Annotated in this window: 17 protein-coding genes, 1 tRNA gene and 1 pseudogene; 13 read left to right on the top strand and 6 right to left on the bottom strand. The window is 66.3% G+C overall.

Going from position 1 to position 23,077, the window contains the following annotated elements:
• Positions 1-36 precede the first annotated feature (36 nt).
• Positions 37-1,989, top strand: coding sequence for an acyl-CoA dehydrogenase family protein (locus tag AC5Y4H_RS08190; protein ID WP_499980166.1), 1,953 nt, complete (start codon positions 37-39; stop codon positions 1,987-1,989).
• A 52-nt stretch (positions 1,990-2,041) separates the two neighbouring features.
• On the opposite strand, the gene AC5Y4H_RS08185 is transcribed toward AC5Y4H_RS08190, so the two are convergent.
• On the bottom strand, positions 2,042-2,509 hold the full coding sequence (locus tag AC5Y4H_RS08185; protein ID WP_499980308.1) for an LppP/LprE family lipoprotein: 468 nt from the start codon (positions 2,507-2,509) through the stop codon (positions 2,042-2,044).
• A 327-nt stretch (positions 2,510-2,836) separates the two neighbouring features.
• Here AC5Y4H_RS08185 and AC5Y4H_RS08180 point away from each other — a divergent pair, with 327 nt between their 5' ends.
• The 10 genes from AC5Y4H_RS08180 (at position 2,837) to AC5Y4H_RS08135 (ending at position 15,849) form a co-directional block, all read left to right on the top strand.
• Positions 2,837-7,045: a bifunctional nitrate reductase/sulfite reductase flavoprotein subunit alpha gene (locus AC5Y4H_RS08180; RefSeq protein WP_499980306.1), complete on the top strand. Its 4,209-nt coding sequence runs from the start codon at positions 2,837-2,839 to the stop codon at positions 7,043-7,045.
• A gap of 189 nt (positions 7,046-7,234) precedes the next feature.
• On the top strand, positions 7,235-7,465 hold the full coding sequence (locus tag AC5Y4H_RS08175; protein ID WP_499980305.1) for a hypothetical protein: 231 nt from the start codon (positions 7,235-7,237) through the stop codon (positions 7,463-7,465).
• A gap of 207 nt (positions 7,466-7,672) precedes the next feature.
• The gene (stf0, locus tag AC5Y4H_RS08170) at positions 7,673-8,476 is read left to right on the top strand and encodes a trehalose 2-sulfotransferase (RefSeq protein WP_499980165.1); all 804 of its coding nucleotides are present in this window, start codon (positions 7,673-7,675) and stop codon (positions 8,474-8,476) included.
• 124 nt (positions 8,477-8,600) lie between these two features.
• Positions 8,601-8,759 (top strand): hypothetical protein, encoded by a 159-nt coding sequence (locus AC5Y4H_RS08165; RefSeq protein ID WP_499980163.1) that lies wholly within the window; start codon positions 8,601-8,603, stop codon positions 8,757-8,759.
• Positions 8,753-9,883 (top strand): YeiH family protein, encoded by a 1,131-nt coding sequence (locus AC5Y4H_RS08160; protein WP_499980304.1) that lies wholly within the window; start codon positions 8,753-8,755, stop codon positions 9,881-9,883. Before AC5Y4H_RS08165 ends, AC5Y4H_RS08160 begins: the two co-directional genes overlap by 7 nt.
• Before the next feature lie 533 nt (positions 9,884-10,416).
• On the top strand, positions 10,417-11,349 hold the full coding sequence (gene cysK / locus AC5Y4H_RS08155) for a cysteine synthase A (protein ID WP_499980160.1): 933 nt from the start codon (positions 10,417-10,419) through the stop codon (positions 11,347-11,349).
• Positions 11,350-11,351: 2 nt separating this feature from the next.
• Entirely contained in the window at positions 11,352-12,035 is a 684-nt protein-coding gene (gene cysE / locus AC5Y4H_RS08150; RefSeq protein ID WP_499980158.1) for a serine O-acetyltransferase, read from the top strand.
• A 207-nt stretch (positions 12,036-12,242) separates the two neighbouring features.
• Positions 12,243-13,358: an LLM class flavin-dependent oxidoreductase gene (locus AC5Y4H_RS08145; protein WP_499980157.1), complete on the top strand. Its 1,116-nt coding sequence runs from the start codon at positions 12,243-12,245 to the stop codon at positions 13,356-13,358.
• Complete coding sequence (locus AC5Y4H_RS08140; RefSeq protein ID WP_499980156.1) at positions 13,355-14,476, top strand: LLM class flavin-dependent oxidoreductase; 1,122 nt, start codon at positions 13,355-13,357, stop codon at positions 14,474-14,476. Before AC5Y4H_RS08145 ends, AC5Y4H_RS08140 begins: the two co-directional genes overlap by 4 nt.
• Complete coding sequence (locus AC5Y4H_RS08135; RefSeq protein WP_499980154.1) at positions 14,473-15,849, top strand: NtaA/DmoA family FMN-dependent monooxygenase; 1,377 nt, start codon at positions 14,473-14,475, stop codon at positions 15,847-15,849. Before AC5Y4H_RS08140 ends, AC5Y4H_RS08135 begins: the two co-directional genes overlap by 4 nt.
• A 7-nt stretch (positions 15,850-15,856) precedes the next feature.
• Here the strand turns inward: AC5Y4H_RS08135 and AC5Y4H_RS08130 are convergent.
• Positions 15,857-15,929, bottom strand: a tRNA-Asn gene (locus AC5Y4H_RS08130).
• A gap of 140 nt (positions 15,930-16,069) precedes the next feature.
• Between AC5Y4H_RS08130 and AC5Y4H_RS08125 the strand changes: the two genes are divergently transcribed.
• Positions 16,070-16,345, top strand: a complete 276-nt coding sequence (locus tag AC5Y4H_RS08125; RefSeq protein ID WP_499980153.1) for a hypothetical protein — start codon at positions 16,070-16,072, stop codon at positions 16,343-16,345.
• Here the strand turns inward: AC5Y4H_RS08125 and dnaG are convergent.
• From dnaG to AC5Y4H_RS08110, 3 genes are all read right to left on the bottom strand, one after another.
• Complete coding sequence (dnaG, locus tag AC5Y4H_RS08120; RefSeq protein WP_499980151.1) at positions 16,329-18,284, bottom strand: DNA primase; 1,956 nt, start codon at positions 18,282-18,284, stop codon at positions 16,329-16,331. The two genes, AC5Y4H_RS08125 and dnaG, sit on opposite strands and share 17 nt — an antisense overlap.
• 29 nt (positions 18,285-18,313) lie before the next feature.
• Positions 18,314-18,931 (bottom strand): superoxide dismutase[Cu-Zn], encoded by a 618-nt coding sequence (sodC, locus tag AC5Y4H_RS08115; RefSeq protein ID WP_499980149.1) that lies wholly within the window; start codon positions 18,929-18,931, stop codon positions 18,314-18,316.
• Between the two features lie 67 nt (positions 18,932-18,998).
• Positions 18,999-20,264, bottom strand: coding sequence for a deoxyguanosinetriphosphate triphosphohydrolase (locus AC5Y4H_RS08110; protein ID WP_499980148.1), 1,266 nt, complete (start codon positions 20,262-20,264; stop codon positions 18,999-19,001).
• Between the two features lie 88 nt (positions 20,265-20,352).
• On the opposite strand from AC5Y4H_RS08110, the gene AC5Y4H_RS08105 reads away from it, so the two are divergent.
• Complete coding sequence (locus AC5Y4H_RS08105) at positions 20,353-22,335, top strand: TPM domain-containing protein (RefSeq protein ID WP_499980147.1); 1,983 nt, start codon at positions 20,353-20,355, stop codon at positions 22,333-22,335.
• Between the two features lie 139 nt (positions 22,336-22,474).
• Here AC5Y4H_RS08105 and AC5Y4H_RS08100 read toward each other — a convergent pair.
• A pseudogene (locus AC5Y4H_RS08100) lies at positions 22,475-22,634 on the bottom strand (hypothetical protein); the annotation flags it as partial.
• Between the last annotated feature and the right edge of the window lie 443 nt (positions 22,635-23,077).

Raw genomic sequence — 23,077 nt, 5'->3', positions numbered from 1 at the left:
TTCGCCGCGACGCGAACCGCCCATTACTGTCGGATTATGGCGCCTGAAACGACTACCACTGCCGAACATCTGCGCAATGCCTTGGACGGGCGTTGGCGCGACGTCAGGAACCGGATGCGGGACACGCTCACCGAGGACCTGTTCCGCCCGCACTACACGCCGAACACGGTGATCGCCCGCACCAAGGTGGCGGAGCAGATGAGGATCATGGCGGCGTTCGGCGCGGCCGCCGACAGTTTCAAAAAGGAACACGGCGGCACCGGCGACGTCGGTGCGGCGATCACGATGATCGAGATGCTCGCGATGTCGGACCTGTCGCTGATGGTGAAGGCCGGCGTGCAGTGGGGCCTGTTCGGCGGGGCCGTGGAGAACTTGGGTACCGAGCGCCACCACGAGATGTACGTGCCCAAGATCATCAGCCTGGAGTTGCGCGGATGTTTCGCCATGACCGAGACCGGACACGGCAGCGACGTGCAGTCACTGGAGACCACCGCGACGTACGACCCTGAGACTCAAGAGTTCGTCATCGACTCCCCCACCCCGTCGGCACGCAAGGACTACATCGGCGGTGCCGCCGAAACCGCAACCATGGCAGCGGTTTTCGCGCAGCTGATCACCACCGAGGACGGCAAGCCGGTCAATCACGGTGTGCACTGTGTTCTGGTCCCGATCCGCGACGAGGACGGCAACGACCTGCCCGGAGTCACCACGTCGGACTGCGAGTACAAGGGCGGGCTGCCCGGCGTCGACAACGGCCGCATCGTGTTCGACCATGTCCGCGTCCCGCGAGTCAACCTGCTGAACAAGTACGGCGATGTCGCCGCGGACGGCACGTACAGTTCGCCGATCGACAACCCGAACCGCCGGTTCTTCACCATGCTGGGCACCCTGGTCCGTGGCCGCATCACTGTGGGCGGCAGCGCTGGTGCCGCCGGTCGCGTCGCGCTGGATATCGCAACCCGGTATGCGTTGCAGCGCAGGCAGTTCAGCGCACCCGATGACGACTCCGAAGTGCTGATCATGGACTACTTGGTGCACCAGCGGCGACTGTTTCCGTTGATCGCGAAGTCCTACGCATTGCAGTTCGCGCAGAACGAACTGGTCGGCAAGTGTCATGACGTGCAGAGCGCCGACGCGCCCGACGCCGACGAGCAGCGCGAACTCGAGGCGCGTGCCGCCGGGCTGAAGGCCGCGAACACCTGGCATGCGAGCCGGGCGATCCAGGAGTCCCGCGAGGCATGTGGTGGTGCGGGCTACATGGCCGAGAACAGGCTGATCGGGCTTCGGGGTGACACCGACGTTTTCACCACGTTCGAGGGCGACAACCACGTGCTGACCCAGTTGGTGGCCAAGGAACTGCTCACGGCCTACGCCGACGACATCAAGAGCATGAGTCCGGTCGAATGGGTGCGCTTCGCCGCCAACACCGTTGGCGAGCGTGTGGTGAAACGCACTGCGGCAGAAGCGATTATCCAAACCATCGTGGACACCCGGCAAGACAGCGAAGAAGAGGGGAGCCTCTTCAACCGCGGCACCCAGATCAAGATGTTCGAGGACCGCGAGGAATATCTGCTGGCGTCGGTGGCGCGCAGGCTGCAGGCCAAGTCCAAGGAGATGTCGGCATTCGACGCGTTCAACTCGGTGCAAGATCACGTGTTGCACGCGGCCAGCGCGCACATCGATCGCGTCATCCTGGAGGCGTTCGTCGCAGGGATCGACGCGTGCCCCGACGAGCAGGCCCGCGAACTACTCGGCATCTTGTGCGACCTGTACGCGCTATCAGTCATCGAGGACGACAAGGCCTGGTACATCGAGCACCGCTACCTGTCCACCGAACGCGCTAAGGCCGTCACCCGCGGGATCAACGACCGGTGTCGCGCGTTGCGCCCGCATGCCGAGACGCTTGTCGACGGGTTCGGGGTCCCGGAGCGGCTGCGTTACGTCGAGATGCTGCATCCGGAGAATTTGGCCGAGGCCGTCACGAGCTGACGGGCTGCTCGGCAATCGTCCACCCGCTCGGCTGGCCCCGGGCTCGTCAACGTTACTGGTTCGGCACCTTGCCAAGGGTTTGCAGCTTGCCATCCGGGCCGATCCGGAACTTCACCGTGCCGATTCCAGTGGGACAGCACAGCTGATCATTTCCCTTCTGCCACTGGTATTGAACGGTGACGGTGTCATCCGAGGGCGGCAGCACGGTGATATACGGCTTGGGGTTCGAGGTTGGGCTACCGAGCGGGGTGTTGTGGTCGAAGAAGATCAGCTGTTGCGGAGTCGATTCGCTGGCGATCGTCGGGATGATCTGCACCCAGTACAACCGGCAGTTCCGCGTGTGTCCCCGGCCCATCTCGACCCAAATGGTGCCGGGGACCGCGATGGGAACCGCGGTGATGGCCCGGCGCACGGTGTCGGCGGTGGGTCCATCGGAGTCCTTGCAGGTGTCTGGCCGGGCCTGTGGTGGCGCGGTGGGCTTCCAGCCGCAGCCGGAGGCCAGCAAAACCAGGAAGATCACAATGAGCTGACGCACGCGGTGAGCTTAGCGAAGACTGTGAATGTCCCATCGGTTTGGTCAAAAACCCTGTTCTGAGAAGCGTTTCGAAGGGCGCACTGAGTAACCTCAAGCGGGACAGGCGGTCGACGGTGACCTGCGTTAATGCGGTCCTCACGCGTGAATACCCCCGGCGATTTCACACCGGCACGTTGACCGTTGAGAGGAAGAAGTAAACCGGGGGAAATTTCGAGCAGCGATGCCGAAACATGCCTGCTCCACAATGAACTCACCCATAGGGAGCTAACCGTACGCACTTGACGGAGGGACGTAAGCGTGGCTAGGGAGTCCATGGCGCCCGACAACGCCGTGAACACCATGTGCGCTTACTGCGGCGTCGGTTGCGGCATGGTGTTGCAGATCACCAAGGATCCGAAAACGGGCCGCGATCACATCGCGAAGTCGGTTGGGAACAAGGAACATCCGGCGAACTTCGGCCGATTGTGCACCAAGGGTGCCACCACCGCGGACATGCTTGGTGCGCCCGGCCGGATGGAATCGGCGCATGTGCGGGCCGACCGCGGCGAACCGCTCGAGCCCGTCGACGTGGACCAGGCAATCGCGCAGTGCGCGAAGCGGTTACGCGCAATCGTCGACGAACACGGCGCGGATGCCTTCGCCATGTACGTGTCCGGCCAGATGTCCATCGAGGCGCAGTACCTGGCGAACAAGCTGACCAAAGGCTTCATCGGCACCAACCAGATCGAGTCGAACTCGCGTCTGTGCATGGCCAGCGCCGGTTCTGGTTACAAGCTCTCGCTGGGCGCGGACGGACCACCCGGGTCATACCAGGACTTCGAGCGGGCCGACGTCTTTTTCGTCATCGGCGCCAACATGGTCGACTGCCATCCCATCCTATTCCTGCGCATGATGGACCGGGTCAAAGCGGGCGCGCGGCTGATCGTCGTCGACCCGCGCCGCACCGCGACCGCCGACAAGGCCGATCTGTTCCTGCAGATCGCGCCGGGGACCGATCTGGCGCTGCTCAACGGACTGCTGCACCTGATCGTCGAGAACGGCAACACCGACGCGGAATTCATCGCCGAATTCACCGAGGGCTGGGAGGCGATGCCCGGTTTCCTCGAGCAGTACACCCCCGACATGGTCAGCGCGGTGACCGGGATACCCGAAGCGGACATCCGCAAAGCGGCTCAAATGATCGGCGAGGCCGAGAACTTCATGAGCTGCTGGACGATGGGCCTCAATCAGAGCACCCATGGCACCTGGAACACCAATGCCATCTGCAACCTGCACCTGGCGACCGGTTCGATCTGTAAGCCAGGGAGCGGTCCCTTCTCGCTCACCGGCCAGCCTAACGCGATGGGTGGTCGCGAGATGGGTTACATGGGGCCGGGTTTGCCCGGCCAGCGTTCGGTGGCATCGGACGACGACCGCGAGTTCGTCGAAAACCTGTGGGCCATCCCCCGCGGAACGCTGCGTACCGAGGTCGGTAAAGGCACCATCGACATGTTCTCCCGGATGGCCGACGGGCACATCAAGGCGTGCTGGATCATCTGCACCAACCCCGTTGCCTCAGTTGCCAATCGAAAGACGGTGCTGGCCGGACTGGAACGCACCGAATTCGTGATTGCCCAGGACGCGTTCTTCGAAACCGAGAGCAACGGATACGCCGACGTGTTATTGCCGGCGGCCCTGTGGACGGAGTCCGAAGGGGTCATGGTCAATTCGGAGCGAACCATGACATTGTTCCAGCCGGCGGTGCGGGCGCCCGGCCAAGCTTTGCCCGACTGGCAGATCATCGCCCGGATCGCCTGCGAGATGGGCTTTTCGGAGGCATTCAGCTACGACTCCGCCGATGAAGTCTTCGAAGAGATCAAGCGGTTCTGGAACCCGAGGACCGGATATGACCTGCGCGGCGTCAGTCATGAGCGACTGCGTCAGGGTCCGATGCAGTGGCCGTGCGCCCCCGACGGTGCGCGCGACCGCAACCCGATCCGCTACCTCAACGACGGCGTGAGCCAGACGCAACTGGTCCGCGAGGACGGCAGCGTGCCGCGGCTGGCCTTCCCGACTCCGACGGGCCGTGCGGTGTTCTTCGCCCGCCCGCACCTGCTGCCCGAGGAAATGCCCGACGACGACTACCCGTTTCTGCTGAACACCGGTCGCCTGCCGCACCAGTGGCACACCATGACCAAGACCGGCAAGGTGGCAAAGCTAACCAAGCTCAATCCCCGGCCCTTCGTCGAGATCCACCCCGACGATGCCGTCAACCTACAGATCGCCGACGACGATCAGATCGAAATCGCCTCCCGCCGAGGCCGCGCCGTACTCCCCGCCGTCATCAGCGACCGGGTGCGGCCCGGCAACTGCTTCGCGCCCTTCCATTGGAACGACGCCTTCGGCGAGTACCTGTCGATCAACGCCGTCACCAACGACGCGGTGGATCCGATCTCGAGCCAACCAGAATTCAAGGCGTGCGCCGTCGCGCTGACGAAGGTGGCCGTCTCACAACCCGTTTCGGGCACTGAGGTGCCGACCCCCAGCGACACACCAGAACCCGCGCCCACGGAGGTACGAGAAATCAGCGTGTCACAAGTCGACGCCCTCAGCGAATTGCTCGGTGTGGCAACACAACCCAAGCCTGAATTCGATGATCGTGGCCGCTCATACCTCGCCGGCATGCTCTCCGGCTTGCGCTCGGAGGCCGGCCGCCGCGCCGGTGGGGTGCCCACCCTGCCGCTGAGCGCGCCGTTTGATTCAAGCACCCGGTTATGGGTGGACGGCCTGCTGGCGGGTTTGTTTTCGCGCACCGACGGACCCGAGCCGGCCTCGATACCAGAGAAGTCCCGGTCGACTTCGCCGCCCGCCGATGCCAAACCCGCGGCCCGGCGCGCGCCCGTGGTGGTGTTATGGGCGTCGCAGACCGGGAACGCAGAGGAACTCGCCGCCGCCATCGCCGCGCGGTTGGGTGCCGCCGAACTTCCGGTCACATTACGCAGCATGGATGACTTCCCTGCAAGCGACTTGGCGACGACGAAGGAACTCCTGCTCGTCACCAGCACCACCGGTGACGGCGAAGCGCCGGACAACGGCGCCGGCCTGTGGCGGGCGCTGACCGCCGACAGCGCACCGCGACTGACCGGCACCCGCTATGCCGTACTTGCGCTGGGCGATTCCAATTACGACGATTTCTGCGGGCATGGACGCAAACTGGACGCGCGCCTCGCCGAGCTCGGCGCGGCCCGCATCACCGATCGGGTGGATTGCGAACCCGACTACGACGACACCGCGGCGAAGTGGCTGGGCGACGTCATCGACGCCCTCACCAAGACGCCCACGTCGGTCGGCGGAGACGGAGCCGCGGCAGCGCCGGCCCGCGCTTCCGCGGTCGTGGCGCCATCCCGGCCGGGCGCGCCTGGCTCCTACAGCAAGAAGCATCCGCTGATCACCGGCATGATGCGCAACACCGTGTTGAGCCAGCCGCAATCGTCAAAAGACGTGCGGCACTTGGTTTTCGACATGCCGGAAGAATCCGTGACGTACGAGGCCGGCGACGCACTGGGCGTGTGGCCACGCAACAGCGACGAGTTGGTCGACGAATGGCTGTCGGTCACCGGCCTGAGCGGGCAGACACCGGTCGAGGTCGGCGAGCATGGTCTGATGTCGTTGCGCTCCGCGCTCACCGAGCGCATCGAGATCGCCCACATCAGCCGCGACCTGGTGCGGTTCGTGCAGGAGCGCACCGGCGACTCGACACTCGCGGAGCTGCTGAAGCCGGAAAACAAGCGCGCGCTGGCGGATTGGACGTGGGGGCGCCAATCCATCGACCTGCTGTCGAAGCTGCCGGTCTCCGCATCGGCCCACGAATGGCTGCGCGTTCTCAAGCGCCTTCAGCCGCGGCTGTACTCGATCTCGTCCAGCCCCAAAGCGTGTCCGGGCGAAGTTCACCTGACGGTCTCCCCGGTGCGGTTCAACTTCCAGGGCGTGCCGCGTCGCGGGGTGTGCTCGACTTACCTGGCGGACCGCTCACCCGGCGACCGAGTGGCTGTCTATCTGCAGCAGTCGAGCAATTTCCGGCCGCCGAGTGACTCGGACACGCCGATGATCATGATCGGCCCCGGGACCGGCATCGCGCCCTTCCGCGGTTTTCTGCAGGAACGACGCGCGCTGGGTCACACCGGCCCCAACTGGCTGTTCTTCGGTGAGCAACACGCCGCCACCGACTTCTACTACCGCGACGAACTCGAGCAGATGCGTGACGACGGGTTTCTCACCGAGCTGGACCTGGCGTTCTCGAGGGACCAGCAGCAGAAGGTCTACGTGCAGCACCTGATGCGCAAACGTGGAGCCCAGCTGTGGAGCTGGCTGCAGGACGGCGCCCAGCTGTACGTCTGCGGCACCGCGGATCCCATGGCCAAGGACGTTGACCGGGCGCTCTGCGAGATCGCGGCCGAATTCGGCAACCTCGACCAGGACGCGGCGAAGGATTACGTCCAATCGTTGAGCGCCGACAAGCGCTACCACCGCGACGTCTACTAGCGCCGATCGGCCACACCCTTAACACAGCGGAAACATCGCACACCCGCGCCTGAAACCTCTGCGCCGCACGATGCACTCACAAGGTCGCACGCCTGAAGGAGTGACGTCATCGTGGCTCAGCAGTGTGATGGACCCGATCGGGTCTTCAAGAACGGCTGCCCGCTGCAATGCCGACTGCGGTACACCGACATGACCGACGGATCGGTCGGTGACCAGTGTGACTGGGCCGGCCTGCCCGTCAACCTGGATTTTGCATTCTCACGGGATCAACGCGACAAGGTCTACAAGCAGCACCTGCTGCGCAGGCGCGGCACGCAGTTCGGGCCGTGGCGACACGGCGTCCACGTATGCGTCTGCGAGACCGCCGAGGAACCTGACGGCGCGGGGACAGTGCAGATCACCTCAGATTCGCACTCATAAAACATCAACTGCCGGAGGCGGGGTCAATCGCGACCGAGCCTTGAATGCCGCTGAAGCACTTGATCTTGCGGCGACGGTGACGTCGGCTCGAAGACAAGCGTTGCCGTTTACATTCGGCAAATCCCGTTCAACGCAAGACTTTCACTCATACTGACCGTAATCGCGCTACCCCGGATAAGAATTGGCGGTTCTGGATACACTCTGCCGGTGACTGGTAGCCCGTCGTCATATCTGGTGTTGGCGTCGCAGCGCAGCGGCAGCACGCTGCTGGTCGAGTCGCTGCGCGCCACCGGCGTGGCCGGCGAGCCACAGGAGTTCTTCCAGTACCTGCCCTCCACCAGCCAATCCCCTCAGCCGCGGGAGTGGTTCGCCGGTGTCGAGGACGAGACGATCCTGAGCCTGCTCGATCCGCTGGACGTCGGGACACCGGACCTGGCGCCGCCCGAGATCTGGCGTGCCTACATTCGCACGGTCGGACGCACACCGAACGGGGTGTGGGGCGGCAAGCTGATGTGGAACCAGACGCCGCTGCTGCTGAATCGTGCCAAGAACCTGCCGGATCGGAGTGGCGAGGGCCTGCTGGCGGCGATCACCGATGTAGTGGGCGAGCGGCCGCTGCTGATTCACGTCTACCGGCCCGACGTCGTCTCCCAGGCCGTGTCGTTCTGGCGGGCGGTGCAGACACGGGTCTGGCGAGGCAGGCCCGACCCGGTGCGGGACGCGCGCGCCACGTATCACGCCGGGGCGATCGCCCACGTGGTCAGCATGCTGCGTGCGCAAGAAGAGGGCTGGCGAAACTGGTTCGCCGAAGAGGACATCAAGCCCATGGACATTTCGTATCCGGTGTTGTGGCGCAACCTGACTCAGGTGGTGGGATCCATCCTCGAGGCGCTGGGACTGGACCCGCAGCTGGCGCCCGACCCGGTGCTGGAGCGCCAGGCCGACCAGCGCTCCGACGATTGGGTGGACCGCTACCGCGCCGACGCCGAGAAGTACGGCCTGCCAACCTGATCGACCGGCAGAGCTAAATTCAGCCCGAGCCAATCACTTCCGATGCCGCCCCCGCGCACGCCACCATTCGGAGTCGACGGGTGCGGCTAAGGGCGCCCCCATAGGCGCTTGAGGAGCGATCATCGTGGGCGAAGACGTGCCAATCAAAAACCTCGAGGTTCCGCGGGGGCCGGATTGGGCGGCCCGGCTCGGCTCGGTGTCGGTGGACTGGTGGGCGACGGCGGTGGCAGGTGTGATCGTCGCGCTGGCCGTGGCCGACGCGCTCCCGAAGGTCCCCTGGTGACCGGAGTGAGCACAGTCCAGGTGCGGCCCGACGACACGTCGACCGAAGCCACCTTCACCAGCACCCGTCCGCTCGACTACGTACCCGGCGTCCTGCTCCTGGTCGGCGTGGGGGTGGTGGGCAAGTACGCCCAGATCTGGTGGAACGCCCTGGCCAAGCACGAACATTGGACCGTGCCCGACATCGAATACGTGTCGTGGGCGATAGTGATTGGGTTGCTCATCACCAACACCGTCGGCCTGCACCCGATTTTCCGCCCCGGCGTGCTGACGTATGAATTCTGGCTCAAGGCCGGCATCGTGGCGCTCGGTTCGCGATTCGTGCTGGGCGATATCGCCAAACTCGGTGGGATCAGCCTGGTACAGATCCTCGTGGACATGACGATCGCCGGGACGATCATCATCGTGGTGGCCAGCGCGTTCGGGTTATCGGGCAAGCTCGGGTCGCTGTTGGCGATAGGTACGTCCATCTGCGGGGTGTCGGCCATCGTGGCCGCCAAAGGCGCGATCCGGGCCCGCAACTCCGATGTCAGTTACGCGATCGCGGCAATCCTGGCTCTGGGGGCGGTATCGCTGTTCGTGTTGCCGCCGCTAGGACATGCGATCGGCCTTAGCGACCACGAATTCGGTCTGTGGGCGGGGCTTTCCGTGGACAACACCGCCGAGACGACCGCCACCGGATACCTCTACTCCGACCATGCCGGCAAGATCGCAGTGCTGGTGAAGTCGACTCGCAACGCCCTGATCGGGTTCGTCGTGCTGGGCTTCGCGCTGTTCTGGGCGGGTAGGGGGCAAGCCGACGAAATCGCGCGGGGCGCCAAGGCCAAGGTCGCGTTCATCTGGAACAAGTTCCCGAAATTCGTGCTCGGCTTCCTGGTGGTCTCGGGGATCGCCACCGCGGGCTGGCTGACCAAGGGTCAAACCGCCAACCTGGCCAACATCTCGAAATGGGCGTTTTTGCTGACGTTTGCTGGCGTGGGGCTCAACACCGATATCCGTCAGATCGCGCGCACCGGATGGCGTCCGCTGGTAGTCGCGGTCATCGGGCTCACCGTCGTCGCCACCATCTCGCTCGGCGTCGTGCTGCTGACGTCACGCGTATTCGGTTGGAGCGCAGGCACCTGAGCGCCCGGCGGGGGGCGCTCGAAGCCCCACACCCAGCTAGCCGGGGGTTCTGCAAGCGGCAATCGCAGTGCCAGCAGAAATGGGCTCGGCCCAGTGCCGCTGTTGTGCGACCGCCCCAGCACGACATCGGCGATCATGTGATCCCCCGTGCACACCGGAGAAAGCAGCGGCGAGCGGAGGCAGGAATAAGTCCTGGCCAGAAGGCCTGCGGCCGAGCTGAGCCGACCGACCGCCGCCGTCAGATGCCCTATAGTGGTGACATGCAATGCCCCGCACAGCTGCGCTTTGTCCCGTCGCGTGACCTCGCCGTGGACTGTTGTCGCTGTTGTTGTTGTTGTTGATTTCCTCGAGCCCTCGGCGCCGCGAAAACGGTTTGCGATCAGCGTGGACGCGTGCCTCACCGGGTGGCGTTGGGCAAAGCGTCGCAGCGCTTGACCCCGGTGGCGCTAGCCATCCCCGCCGAGATGAACATAGAGTCCGATATTAGCTGGCAGGTCGAGGCCTGGCCCTACATCGTTGGAGACAATAGGTAGATGAGCATCGCCGAGAACGTCACGGAACTGATCGGTAACACCCCGCTGGTCCGGCTCAACCGGGTCACCGAAGGTGCGGTCGCCGACGTCGTCGCCAAGCTGGAATTCTTCAACCCGGGCAACAGTGTCAAGGACCGCATCGGGGTCGCGATGATCGATGCGGCCGAGCAGGCGGGCCTGATCAAACCGGACACGATCATTCTCGAGCCGACGAGCGGCAACACCGGCATCGCCCTGGCGCTGGTGGCCGCCGCCCGTGGCTACCGCTGCGTGCTGACCATGCCCGAGACCATGAGCGTCGAGCGACGAATGTTGTTGCGCGCCTTGGGCGCCGAGATCGTTTTGACGCCGGGCTCCGAGGGCATGCCGGGCGCTATCGCCAAGGCCGAGGAACTGGCCAAGAGCGACCAACGGTATTTCGTGCCACAGCAATTCGAGAACAAGGCCAACCCCGCGATCCACCGCGCCACCACCGCGGAGGAAGTGTGGCGCGACACGGACGGCAAAGTCGATATCTTCGTCGCCGGCGTGGGCACCGGCGGCACCATCACCGGTGTGGCGCAGGTGATCAAGGAACGCAAGCCTTCAACACAATTCATCGCCGTCGAGCCGGCCGGGTCGCCGGTGTTGTCCGGCGGTCAGAAAGGCCCGCACCCCATCCAGGGCTTGGGCGCCGGGTTCGTCCCGCCCGTGCTCGCGATGGATCTGGTCGACGAGGTGATCACCGTCGGCAACGAGGAGTCCATGACCCTGGCCCGGCGGCTGGCCGCCGAAGAGGGACTGTTGGTCGGCATCTCGTCGGGGGCGGCGGTGGTCGCCGCGCTGGAGGTCGCCCGCAGGCCCGAGAACGCTGGAAAGCTCGTCGTCGTGGTGCTACCCGACTTCGGCGAGCGGTACCTCAGCACGCCGTTGTTCGCCGACCTGGCAGATTAGCCGTGCTCGAAGCCATCCGACAGGACATACGAGCGGCCAAGGAGCGCGATCCGGCCGCTCCGACCACGCTGCAGGTGATCTTTGCCTACCCGGGCGTGCACGCCATCTGGTGCCACCGGGTCAACCACTGGCTGTGGCAGCGCGGCGCGAAGCTCGCCGCACGCATCACCGCCGAAATCACCCGGATTCTGACCGGCGTCGAGATCCATCCCGGTGCCATCTTGGGCCCCGGTCTTTTCATCGACCACGCGACCGGCGTGGTGATCGGTGAGACCGCCGAGGTGGGCGAGGACGTGACCCTCTACCACGGCGTCACCCTCGGCGGCAGCGGCAGGGACACCGGAAAACGACACCCCACCATCGGTGATCGGGTGATCGTCGGCGCCGGAGCGAAAATTCTGGGCGCGATCAAGGTCGGCGACGACAGCCGCATCGGCGCCAACGCCGTGGTGGTCAAGGAGGTTCCATCGAGCTCGGTGGTCATCGGGGTTCCGGGGCAGGTCATCAGCCGCAGCCGTCCAGGCAGTCCGGACGACTCGATGATGCCCGACCTCGTCGGCGTCAGCCTGCAGTCGCTGCTGACCCGCGTGACCAGACTCGAAGCGCACGCGGACGGCTCCCAGACCAATCACGTCATCAGGCCGCCCGAGGCCGGCGTCTGGCACGGCGAGGACTTCTCGATCTGAAAGATTGTGGAGCTCAGCTCAACCCACTCTGATCGCCGGTATTCGCCAGCCTGCACCAAACCGTCATCGCCGCGTTCGGCAGGCTTGAGATCGGCGAAGTATTACTCACGCTGAACATAACGCGGTCGCGGAATGCATCGCCGGCTGCAGCGTTGCACAGTGGGTTATGACCACCATGCGCGACGGCGCCACTTTCGCGGAGCGCTGATGACCGAGCTGCATCTGGCAGTGGGCCTGGATGGCTACGGTTGGCATCCCCAGGCGTGGCGACACGCGTTCGCGCACAACGCGACCGGTGGCGGCCAACTCAGCGGCCGCTATTGGGCCGCGCTGGCCGCCACCGCGGAGCGTGGGCTGCTGGATTTCCTCACGATTGACGACAGCCTGGACGCGCAACCCGGGCGCCGGGCGGAAATCTCGCCGCGGCGCCTGGCGGGTCGCGCGGATGCCACGTTGGTGGCCGCCCGGATCGCGCCGGTCACTCGACACATCGGCTTGATTCCCGTTGCAACGGTCACGCATACAGAGCCGTTCCACGTCTCGAAAGCGATTGCGACGCTCGACCATATCTCGCACGGCCGGGCCGGCTGGCAGATTCGGGTGAGCCCGACGGCGCACGAAGCGGCGCTGTTCGGCCGGCGGTCCGCCCCCGACGCCGACGAACTGTTCGACGAGGCGGCCGACGCCGTCGAGGTGGTGCGCCGCCTTTGGGACAGTTGGGAGGACGGCGCCGTCATCCGCGATGTCGCGACCAGCCGCTACATCGACCGTGACAAGCTGCATTACATCGACTTCACCGGGCAATACTTCTCGGTCAAGGGCCCCTCGATCACGCCGCGCCCACCTCAGGGCCAGCCGGTGGTGACGGCGCTGGCACACGCCGCCTACGACTTCGCTGCCGCCAGCGCCGACCTGGTGTTCGTCACCCCGCACGACGAGAGTTCGCTACGCGAGATCCTGGCCGAGGTAGGCCAGGCGCAGTGCGCCGTGGGCCGGCGGCTCCTGGTTTACGCGGACCTGGTGGTGTCGCTGGCCGACGATCCGTTGGCGCCGGCGGCGGCCCTCACGTCCGATGCGCATGTATTCATCGGCAGCACAAGCGATCTGGCGGAACTTCTGCTCGCATGGCAGGAAGCCGGGGTCGACGGGGTGCGGCTGCGGCCCGCGATCAACGCCATCGACCTGCCCGCCATCGTCGACGACCTGGTTCCGCGACTGCAGCGTGCCGGCCGATTCCGCGCCGGCTACCGCGACCGCGAGACACTGCGCGAACGCCTGGGTCTGGCGCCGGCACCGAACCGCTACGCGACGGTGCCGTCATGACCGTCACTCCCCTGTCGATCCTCGACCTGGCGCCTATCAGCGCCGGCGGGGACGCCGCGACGGCACTGCGCAACACCATCGACCTCGCCCAGCACGCCGAGCGATGGGGCTACCGGCGCTACTGGCTCGCCGAGCACCACTTCGTCGCGGTGGCCAGCTCATCGCCGGTGACCCTGATCGGCCAAATCGCCGCGGCCACCGAGCGAATCCACGTCGGGTCGGCGGCGGTACAGGTGGGCCACACGACGGCGCTTGCCGTGGTGGAAAGCTTTGGCATCCTCGACGCGCTCTATCCGGGCCGCATCGACATGGGATTGGGCCGATCCGGGCAGCGGCGCCAAGAGGCGGCCACGTCGCCTCCGGCCGTCACCGAACGTGCGCCCACGCCCTGGCGTGAGGTAGCCGGCGTCGTCATTCCCGCGCCCTTCGATCAGACGCCGCTGATGAAAAGCGACCGGATCCGGGCCCAGGGCATGGTCCTCAGCCAGCCGTGCGCGCAACCCCCGGACTTCGCCGAACAGCTGGCCGATATCGAAGCGATGCTGGACGGTACCTACACCGTCAATGGCCATGAGCTACATGCCGTCCCGGGCGAGCACGCCCAGTTGACTCCGTGGATCTTCGGCAGCACCAAGGGCCAAAGCGCGGAAGTGGCCGGCGCGCGTGGACTTCCGTTTGTCGCGAGCTACCACATCACCCCGGGCACCGCGATCGACGCGATCACCGCGTATCGCAACGCATTCCGCCCCTCCGCCCGGCTATCGGCGCCGTATGTGGTGGTGTCGGCCGACGTCGTGGTCGCCGAGGACAGCGCGACCGCACGCCATCTCGCATCCGGCTACGGCCGCTGGGTGCACTCCATTCGCAGCGGCCAGGGTGCCATCCCCTACCCGGATCCCGACTTCTGCCAGCCCCTGACCGAGGACGAGCAGGCGCTGGTGGCCGATCGCACCGCGACACAATTCGTCGGCAACCCGGACGAGATCGCCGACCGGCTCGAGCTGCTGCGCCGAGCCACCGATGCCGATGAACTGGTGATCACCTCGGTGACACACCGGCATGCCGACCGGCTGCGCTCGCACGAACTGATCGCCAAGCGATGGGGACTGACCGGATGACCATTCGAGAAGCCCGCCACCGCAAGCAGATACACCTCGGCGCGCACTTCCCCGGGGTGAACAACACCACGGTCTGGTCCGATCCGAGCGCGGGCAGCCAGATCGCGTTCGAATCGTTCGTGCACCTTGCCGAGTCGGCCGAACGGGGCCTGTTCGACTTCTTCTTCTTGGCCGAGGGCCTGCGGCTGCGTGAGCATCGCGGCAAGATTCACGACCTCGACGTCGTCGGCAGGCCCGACACCTTCACGGTGCTGGCGGCGCTCGCTGCAGTGACCACTCACCTTGGCCTCGCCGGCACCATCAACACCACGTTCAACGAACCCTACGAGGTGGCAAGGCAATTCGCGACGCTGGATCACCTGTCCGACGGTCGGGCGGGATGGAACATGGTGACGTCCTCGGACGCGTTCACCGGGGAGAACTTCCGCCGCGGCGGGTTCCTCGCCCATGCCGACCGCTACCGCCGAGCCGAGGAATTCATCACCGTGGCGCGGCGGTTCTGGGACAGTTGGGCACCCGAGGCCGTGGTTGCCGACGTCGACGCCGGAGTCTATGCCGATCCGGCCCTCATCGGCAGCGTCGAACACGACGGCCCGCATTTCGGCGTCCGCGGCGTCGCCTCGCTGCCCGCCGGGCCGCAAGGCCACCCGGTGCTGCTGCAGGCCGGTGACTCCGACGACGGTCGCGACTTCGGCGCCAGGCACGCCGATGCCCTGTTCACGTTGCACGGGTCGCTCGAGGCGGGCCGGCGCTACTACGCCGACGTGAAGAGCCGCGCTGCGGCCTACGGGCGGGACCCCAACCAGCTCAAGGTGCTGCCTGGCGCGACGTTCGCACTGGGTGACACCCCGGCCGAGGCGCAGGACAACGCCCGTTTCATCCGCGAGCAGCAGGTGAGCGGCCCGACCGCGATCGCGTTCCTCGAACAGGTGTGGGGCGTGGACCTTTCGGCCTACGACCCCGACGGGCCCTTGCCCGAGGTCGAGACCGCCGAAAACCCGAACATCACCCGAGGGCGGGTGCGGCACGGTGATCCCAGGGCGGTCGCTGAAACCTGGCGCGCCCGAGCCGAAGCCGAGCACCTGTCGATCCGCGAGCTGATCATCGAAGTGACCAGCCGCCAGCAGTTCGTCGGGACTCCGGGGCAGGTCGCCGAAGAGATCGATCGCTATGTGCAGTCGGATGCCTGCGACGGCTTCATCCTGGTGCCCCACCTGACGCCTCATGGGCTCGACGAGTTCGTCGAGAAGGTGGTCCCGCTGCTGCAGGAGCGCGGTAGCTTCCGTACCGAATACCGCGGGCAGACGTTGCGCGAGCATTTGGGCTTGGTGCCCACCCCGGGGCGGACGGCACGTCAGGCCGCCGCCGGCTAAGAAAATGCTCCCCCGCCTGGACTCGAACCAGGAACCCTTCGGTTAACAGCCGAATGCTCTGCCAATTGAGCTACAGGGGACTAACCCGATCGCGGGACGACTCTAGCGTACTGGCACGACCGCACCCAACTAGTGTGGACCGCCCCGATCGCAAGCGCGGCGCAGCGGGTCGCCGGCCGGTGAGGCAGGATGGAAGCCATCGATCGTCGGGAGGAACGTCTTGATCCGGTATGTCGTGGTGCTTGGACTGGGTTACGTGCTGGGCTCGAAGGCCGGGCGTCGCCGGTACGAGCAGCTCGTCGGCACCTATCGCGCGCTGACCAGCAGTCCGGTGGCCAAGTCAATGATCGAAGGGGGACGGCGCAAGGTCGCCAATCGGATCTCCCCCGACGCCGGTTTCGTCACGCTGACAGAGATCGACGACCAGACGGCCATCATGGAACGCGACGTCGAGGGCTCGGCCGAAGCGCTGACGCCGTCTAATCGCCGCCGCTAGCCTGTTCCAGCAGACTGCGACGATAGGACTCCATCGCCACCAGGTCGCCGAATAGAGCGTGGTACTCGTCGCCCTGGTCGATCGGCGACATGCGCTGCAGCTTCGACTTCACTTCGGCGATCTGCCGGCCCATCCACACCTCCTGTAGCCGGGCCAGCACACCGCCGATGTAGCGCGGCAGCTTCTCCTCGTCGACCTGGATGGCCTCCACACCCAGTTCGCTGGCGAGGCCGGCCGTCAAGGGCGAGGAGGCCTGATCGCGCACCGCCTCGATCCACTGCGCGCCGGTGATCCCGCTCGACGTGCCACCGGCGGTCTCGATGGCCGCGCGGATCGCCGCGTACCCGGGATGGGTGAAGCTCTCGACGGTCAGCGTGTCGAACACCGGCCCCGCGAACGCCGGGTACTGCAGGGCCGCCTTGAGCGCCTCCCGTTGTGGCCACAGGGTGGGGTCGCGCGGGTCCGGGCGGCCGGTGGTGGACTGGGCCGCGTCCGGCGCCGGCTGGGCCGCGCGGCGGGAAGCCCGGGGCCCAGCACCGCCGCGGGCCTGAGAACTGGTGGTTTTGGCTTGGCCGCGCACCCGGTCGATGACTTGCGCGACGTCGTCCCAGCCGACCCACCCCGCGAGCTGACGGGCGTACTCGTCGCGCAGGGTGGGGTCCTTGATCTGGCTCACCATCGGCACGCAGCGGCGCAGCGCGGCAACCCGGCCCTCGGCACTGTCCAGATCCATCTCGGCGAGCGCCGAGCGAATCGCGAATTCGAACAGCGGCGTTCGCCGCGCCACCAGATCGCGCAGCGCCCCGTCGCCGGATTTCAGCCGCAGATCGCAGGGATCCATGCCGTCGGGCGCGACGGCCACAAACGACTGCCCCGCCAGGTTCTGCTCGCCGCCGAACGCCTTGAGCGCGGCGGCCCGCCCGGCCGCGTCGCCGTCGAAAACGTAGATCAGTTCGCCGCGAAAGAAGCTGTCGTCCATCATCAGTCGGCGCAGCATCGACAGATGCTCATCGCCGAACGCGGTGCCGCACGAGGCGACCGCGGTGGTGACCCCACTCAGATGCATCGCCATCACATCGGTGTAGCCCTCGACGACGACGGCCTGGTGGCCTTTGGCGATGTCGCGTTTGGCCAAGTCGATGCCGAACATCACGTTCGACTTCTTGTACAGCAGCGTCTCTGGCGTGTTGATGTACTTGGCTTCCATCGGGTCGTCGTCGAACAGCCGCCGGGCACCGAAACCGATCACCTCGCCGGCTGAACTCCGGATAGGCCACAACAACCGGCGGTGGAAGCGGTCCATCGGTCCGCGGCGACCCTGCCTCGACAGGCCCGCCGATTCCAGTTCCTTGAACTCGAAACCCTTGCGCACCAGATGCTTCGTCAGCGAATCCCAGCCCGACGGCGCAAAGCCGCAACCGAAGTGACGGGCCGCGTCGGCGTCGAAGTTCCGCTCGGTCAGGTACTGCCGTGCCGGTGCGGCCTCGTCGGATTCCAGCGCCTCCGCATAGAACTCCGCCGCCGCGGCGTTGGCCGCGACGAGTCGGCTGCGGCTGCCGCGGTCCCGCTGAACGCTGGTGGCCGAGCCGGAGTAATTGATGGTGTGGCCGATCCGGTCGGCCAGCAGTTCGACGGCCTCGACGAAGCTGACGTGTTCGATCTTCTGGATGAACGCGTAGACGTCGCCGCCCTCGCCACAGCCGAAGCAGTGAAAGTGCCCGTGGTTGGGGCGGACGTGAAACGACGGCGACTTCTCGTCGTGGAACGGGCACAGGCCTTTGAGCGAATCGGCTCCGGCACGCCGCAATTGGACGTAATCGCCGATGACTTCATCGATGCGCACCCGTTCCCGGATGGCCGCGATATCGCGGTCGGGAATCCGGCCGCGACCCCGGGCACGGCCATCGCCCTCCGCGCGTGAACCTGCCGGGCTTGACATCGGCTCAGTCTAAGGCGCGACGTCGAACGCTAGCCCGTACCGATGACACCGCAGGCGACCCGCTCCATCGCGTTCTCGCTGTCCTGGGCGCCGTGCAGCATCAGCGCGGTCTTGTGGCCCGCCAGCAGATCGTCCCGGTTGAACGAATCGGTGGTGGTGACCAGGTATGCCGAGCCATCCTGACGGACCTCGAGGGACGTCAGATCGCCGCTTTCCGGCTTACCGGTGTGGCCGGGGGCCTGGTAATGACCGCCGGCGGACAGGAAGTTCCCGGGTGCACCGCCGGTGGGAGCCACCGAGTTGGGCTCGCACTTGCCGATCTCGTGCACATGCAGGCCGTGGATGCCGGGCGTCAGGATGCCAGGAGCCGTCGTCTTCACGGTGACGGTCACATAGCCGCCGGTGAAGTCGAAGGTCGCGGTGGCCGCCGACCGGCCATCGGGCGTCTTGAGCTCCGCGGTGAGCGAGCCGCCGGCGGGTGCCGGGGTGGTCGTCTCACCGGACGACGTCGGAGCGCCACTTTTCACCGGAGGCGTGGTGCCCGGTTGGGTGCTCGCATGCTGCGGTGAACTGCAGGCAGTCATGGCGACGACGGGAAGTCCCATCAAGAAGGAGGCCACAAAGGGCGAGCCGCTGAATTTCTTCATGTCGGGGAGCCTAACTCGCGGCGGCTCCGCTGATCCCCGGACCGGACGACTTGATGCCCACCGGTGACTACGGCCCGGCCTGGCGAACGTCGATCCGTTCGAGGCGGCCCTCGGTGTACGACGCGATCTGATCGACGATGACTCGCCACCGGCCGGCCCCGTCGGCGGCGGTGTTGAAGGCCGCAGCGAACACCGGATCGAGCGTTCGGGGCGCCCCGGCATACAGCCAGTGCGCCACCCGGTGGATGCGTTCACGCTGTCGGGCTTGAGTCTCCTGATGCCGCGGATCGGACATGATGAATTGCAGCGCCAAGATTTTCAGCAAGGCAACCTCGGCGCGCACCAAGTCGGGAACCTGCAACTCGGCCCGGTAACGCACCAGCGGTCCGGGACCGGCCGCCGCCCGGGTGGTCGCGATGGCCGCGGAGGCGAACCTGCCGACCAATTCACTGGTCAATCGCTTCAGCGCGACCGAGGCCGCCAATGTAGCGTCGTATTTGCCCACGGCCGCGACCACCGGCAGGGCGGAGAGCCTACGCGCGGCCGCCATGAAGTCGTCGGCGCGCACCCGGGAGAATTCGGTTTCGCCCAGCGCGGCCAATGCGGCGGCCTCGTCATCGTCGGCAAGCACCCGCAGGTCTATGCGTTGAGACACCACACCGTCCTCGACGTCGTGGACCGAATACGCCACATCGTCGGCCCAGTCCATGACCTGCGCTTCCAGGCACATCCGGCCCTCCGGGGCACCCGCCCGAACCCAGGCGGCCGGCTCGCGGTCGTCGTCGTAAAACCCGAATTTGCGTCGCCCTTCGCCGCGCGGCCAGGGATACTTGGTGACCGCGTCCAGCGACGCACGAGTCAAATTCAGCCCTGCGCTATTGCCCTGTGCATCAAGGACTTTGGGTTCAAGGCTGGTCAGGATTCGAAAGTTCTGGGCGTTGCCCTCGAAGCCGCCATAGTCCGTCGCGACCTCATCGAGCGCGTGTTCGCCGTTGTGGCCGTACGGCGGGTGGCCGATGTCGTGGGCCAGACCCGCCAGCTCGACCAAGTCGAGGTCGCAGCCCAGGCCGATCGCCATCCCGCGCCCGATCTGGGCCACCTCGAGCGAGTGCGTCAGCCGGGTGCGCGGTGTGTCGCCCTCTCGGGGCCCGACCACCTGGGTCTTGTCGGCCAACCGGCGTAATGCGGCGCTGTGCAGGACCCGTGCGCGATCGCGGGCGAAGTCCGTGCGGTGCTGCCCCTCGGTGCCCGGCAGACCCGCAGTCTTCGGCGCTTCGGCCACGCGTCGCTGACGGTCGAAGTCGTCGTATGGGTCGTGCTGATTCCCGGTCACCGACGCACAGTCTGCCAGGGATTGCCTGGCGAAGTTCGCCTCGACTCAGGCCTACTGGCGTGCATCGTCACGGCGCTAGATTGGCCCTATGCGCACCGCTCGCCTGATCGCCGTGATCGCGACGATCCTCAGCTTCAGCGGCGGGTTGCTGCTGGCTCCGCCCGCGGGCGCGCAGCCACCCCTCCGGTTGGCCGACTACATCACCGACAACGCGGGGGCGCTGTCGGATTCCGGGCGCAGTGCGGTAACGGCCGCGCTGAACAAGCTGTACACCGACCGCCACATCCGGCTGTGGGTGGTCTACGTCGACAACTTCTCCGGGCAGCCCGCGGCCGAGTGGGCACAACGGACCGTGAGCAGCAGCGACCTCGGCGACTACGACGCGCTGCTGGCTATCGGCACCGTGAGCCGTGCGTATGCCTTCCTGGTGCCGTCCACGATCAAGAGTGTCAACGCAAATCAGGTCGACAAGTTGCGGCGCAACAGGATCGAACCCGCGCTGCACAACGGCGATTGGAGCGGCGCCGCCGTGGCGGCGGCCAACGGCCTGGACGCCTCGCCGGGCTCATCGGGCCGAGTGGCGCTGCTGGCCGTATTGGCCGGCATCCTCATCGCACTGGCAGTCCTGCTGCTGGTCATGCGTTACCGCCGCAGGCGCCGTCGCGCCGCGGCGTTGGCCGCGGCACGACGAGTCGATCCCACCGACGCCAACGCGCTGGCGGAGGTGCCGTCGCAGGCACTCGACGACCTCTCCCGTGCATTGGTGGTGGACGTCGACAATGCGATACGCACCAGCGCCAACGAACTGGATCTGGCAGTCGCCGAATTCGGCGAGGACCGCACCCAGCCGTTCACGCAGGCGGTGACGAACGCCAAAGCTGCTCTGGCCCAGGCTTTCACGATCCGCCAGCAACTCGACGACGCGATGCCCGAGACACCGGCGCAGCGCCGCGACCTGCTCACCCGGGTGATCGTCTCGGCGGCGCGCGCCGACCGCGAGCTGGAGTCGCAAACCGAAGCATTCGAGCAGTTGCGCGATTTGGTGATCAATGCACCCGCCCGCCTGGACGCACTGACGCAGCAATACGTGGAACTCACCACCCGCATCGCGCCGGCCGATCAACGACTTGCCGCACTGCACAAGGACTTCAGCGCCGCCGCGCTCACGTCGGTGTCCGGCAATGTCACGGCGGCCAAGGAGCGGCTGGCGTTCGCCGACCGCAACATCGGCACCGGCCGTGAGCTTGCCGCCCAAGCCGTCAGCGGGCAGCAGTCCCGTCTGGTCGACGCCGTCCGGGCCGCCGAATCAGCGCTGGGCCAAGCGCACGCGTTGCTCGACGCGGTTGACCACGCGGCCGGGGACATCCAGCACGCCATCGACAGGCTGCCGTCGGCGATGACCGACATCCAGAACGACATCGCGCGCGCCGACGAACTGTTGCGCAAGACATCGAACGTCAAAACCGTCCACACCACTGATCTGATCGCGGCGCGCGACGCGGCCATCACGGCCGTCGAACGCGCACGAGCCGGTGCTTCCGACGATCCGCTGGGCGAGTTCGCACAGTTGACCAAGGCCGACGCCGCCCTCAATGGGCTACTGGCCACGCTGGCCTCCGAGCAGGCCGCCGCCGAACAGCTGAACCGGTCAATGGAGCAGGCGTTGTTCACCGCGCAGTCGCGGGTGCGCGCGGTGTCGGACTACGTAGACACCCGTCGGGGCAGCATCGGTCCCGAGGCGCGCACCCGGCTGGCCGAAGCCAAACGGCATCTCCAAGCCGCGCAGGACAAACGATCGACGCTGCCGACCGAGGCGATCGCGCACGCCAATGCGGCGTCGACGCTGGCTGCCACGGCGCAGTCCCTGGCTAACGACGACGTGCAACTGGCGCAGCGGGCCTACATGGGCCGCGGCGGCAGCGACATGGGTGCGATGCTCGGCGGCATCATCATCGGCAACGTCCTCGGCGGAGGCATGCGGGGCGGATTCGGCGGCTGGAGCCCGACCTCGTTCGGCGGCAGCCCGGGTGCATCCGGCGGCGGTTTCATGGGTGGCGGCGGCCGATTCTGAGCAGCGCCTGACGCCGGCGATCGCAGCGGCTTTAGGTGTTCGCTCCGCCTTTAACCAGCCGCCGGGGAATGCGGTACCACGCCCGGGGTACGGTCGTTTTCCCAGCCGCTACGCGCACCGTCCGCCTTCTCTTCGCGAGCTTCGGCGCCGTCCGACTTCGGCGCCCAATGGTCATAGTCATCCGGCGGGACGACCACGCCCCACTTGAGCGGGACCGACAGACCACCGAGCATGCCGGACTCACCGCGAACTGCCGACACCGTGTCATCCGGCAACGGCGAACCGAGAGGCAAAAGCACCCTTGCCCCCTTCCACAGCCGATTAAAGCGTTCAGGCGCTGTGGCGAATCGAATTCACGCCCACCGGCTCACATCGTAAGACAAACTGAACAAAATATGCGGGACTTGCCGAACATTATTTTTGTCGAACACATGCTCAACGGCGCGCGACCCGTCGTCAACTCCTCGACGACGGCCGGCCCGGACGCCGTCACGCGCGTGGACGACGGCCGGTGTCCGACGCTTGGTGCGACGTTTCGTGCGGCCGGGTGTCATCAATTCATAATGTGTTGATACACAACACTTTAGGGATGGAACCGAGGCCGGGCTTCGATGGCGAGACGAGGCCGCTCAAGGGTCGCGGGCGTCGGTTCTCGACCGGTTTCTTCGGTTGGACGAGTAGGCGGGCGGTTGGTCTTACCCGGCGCACCCGATGAATTACGCGTCGCGTTACACCGCGTGTT

This window comes from Mycobacterium sp. NGS58 (genome assembly GCF_059812385.1).
The sequence above is the reverse complement of the archived record's forward strand: the minus strand, read 5'-3'. Positions and strand labels throughout refer to the sequence as shown.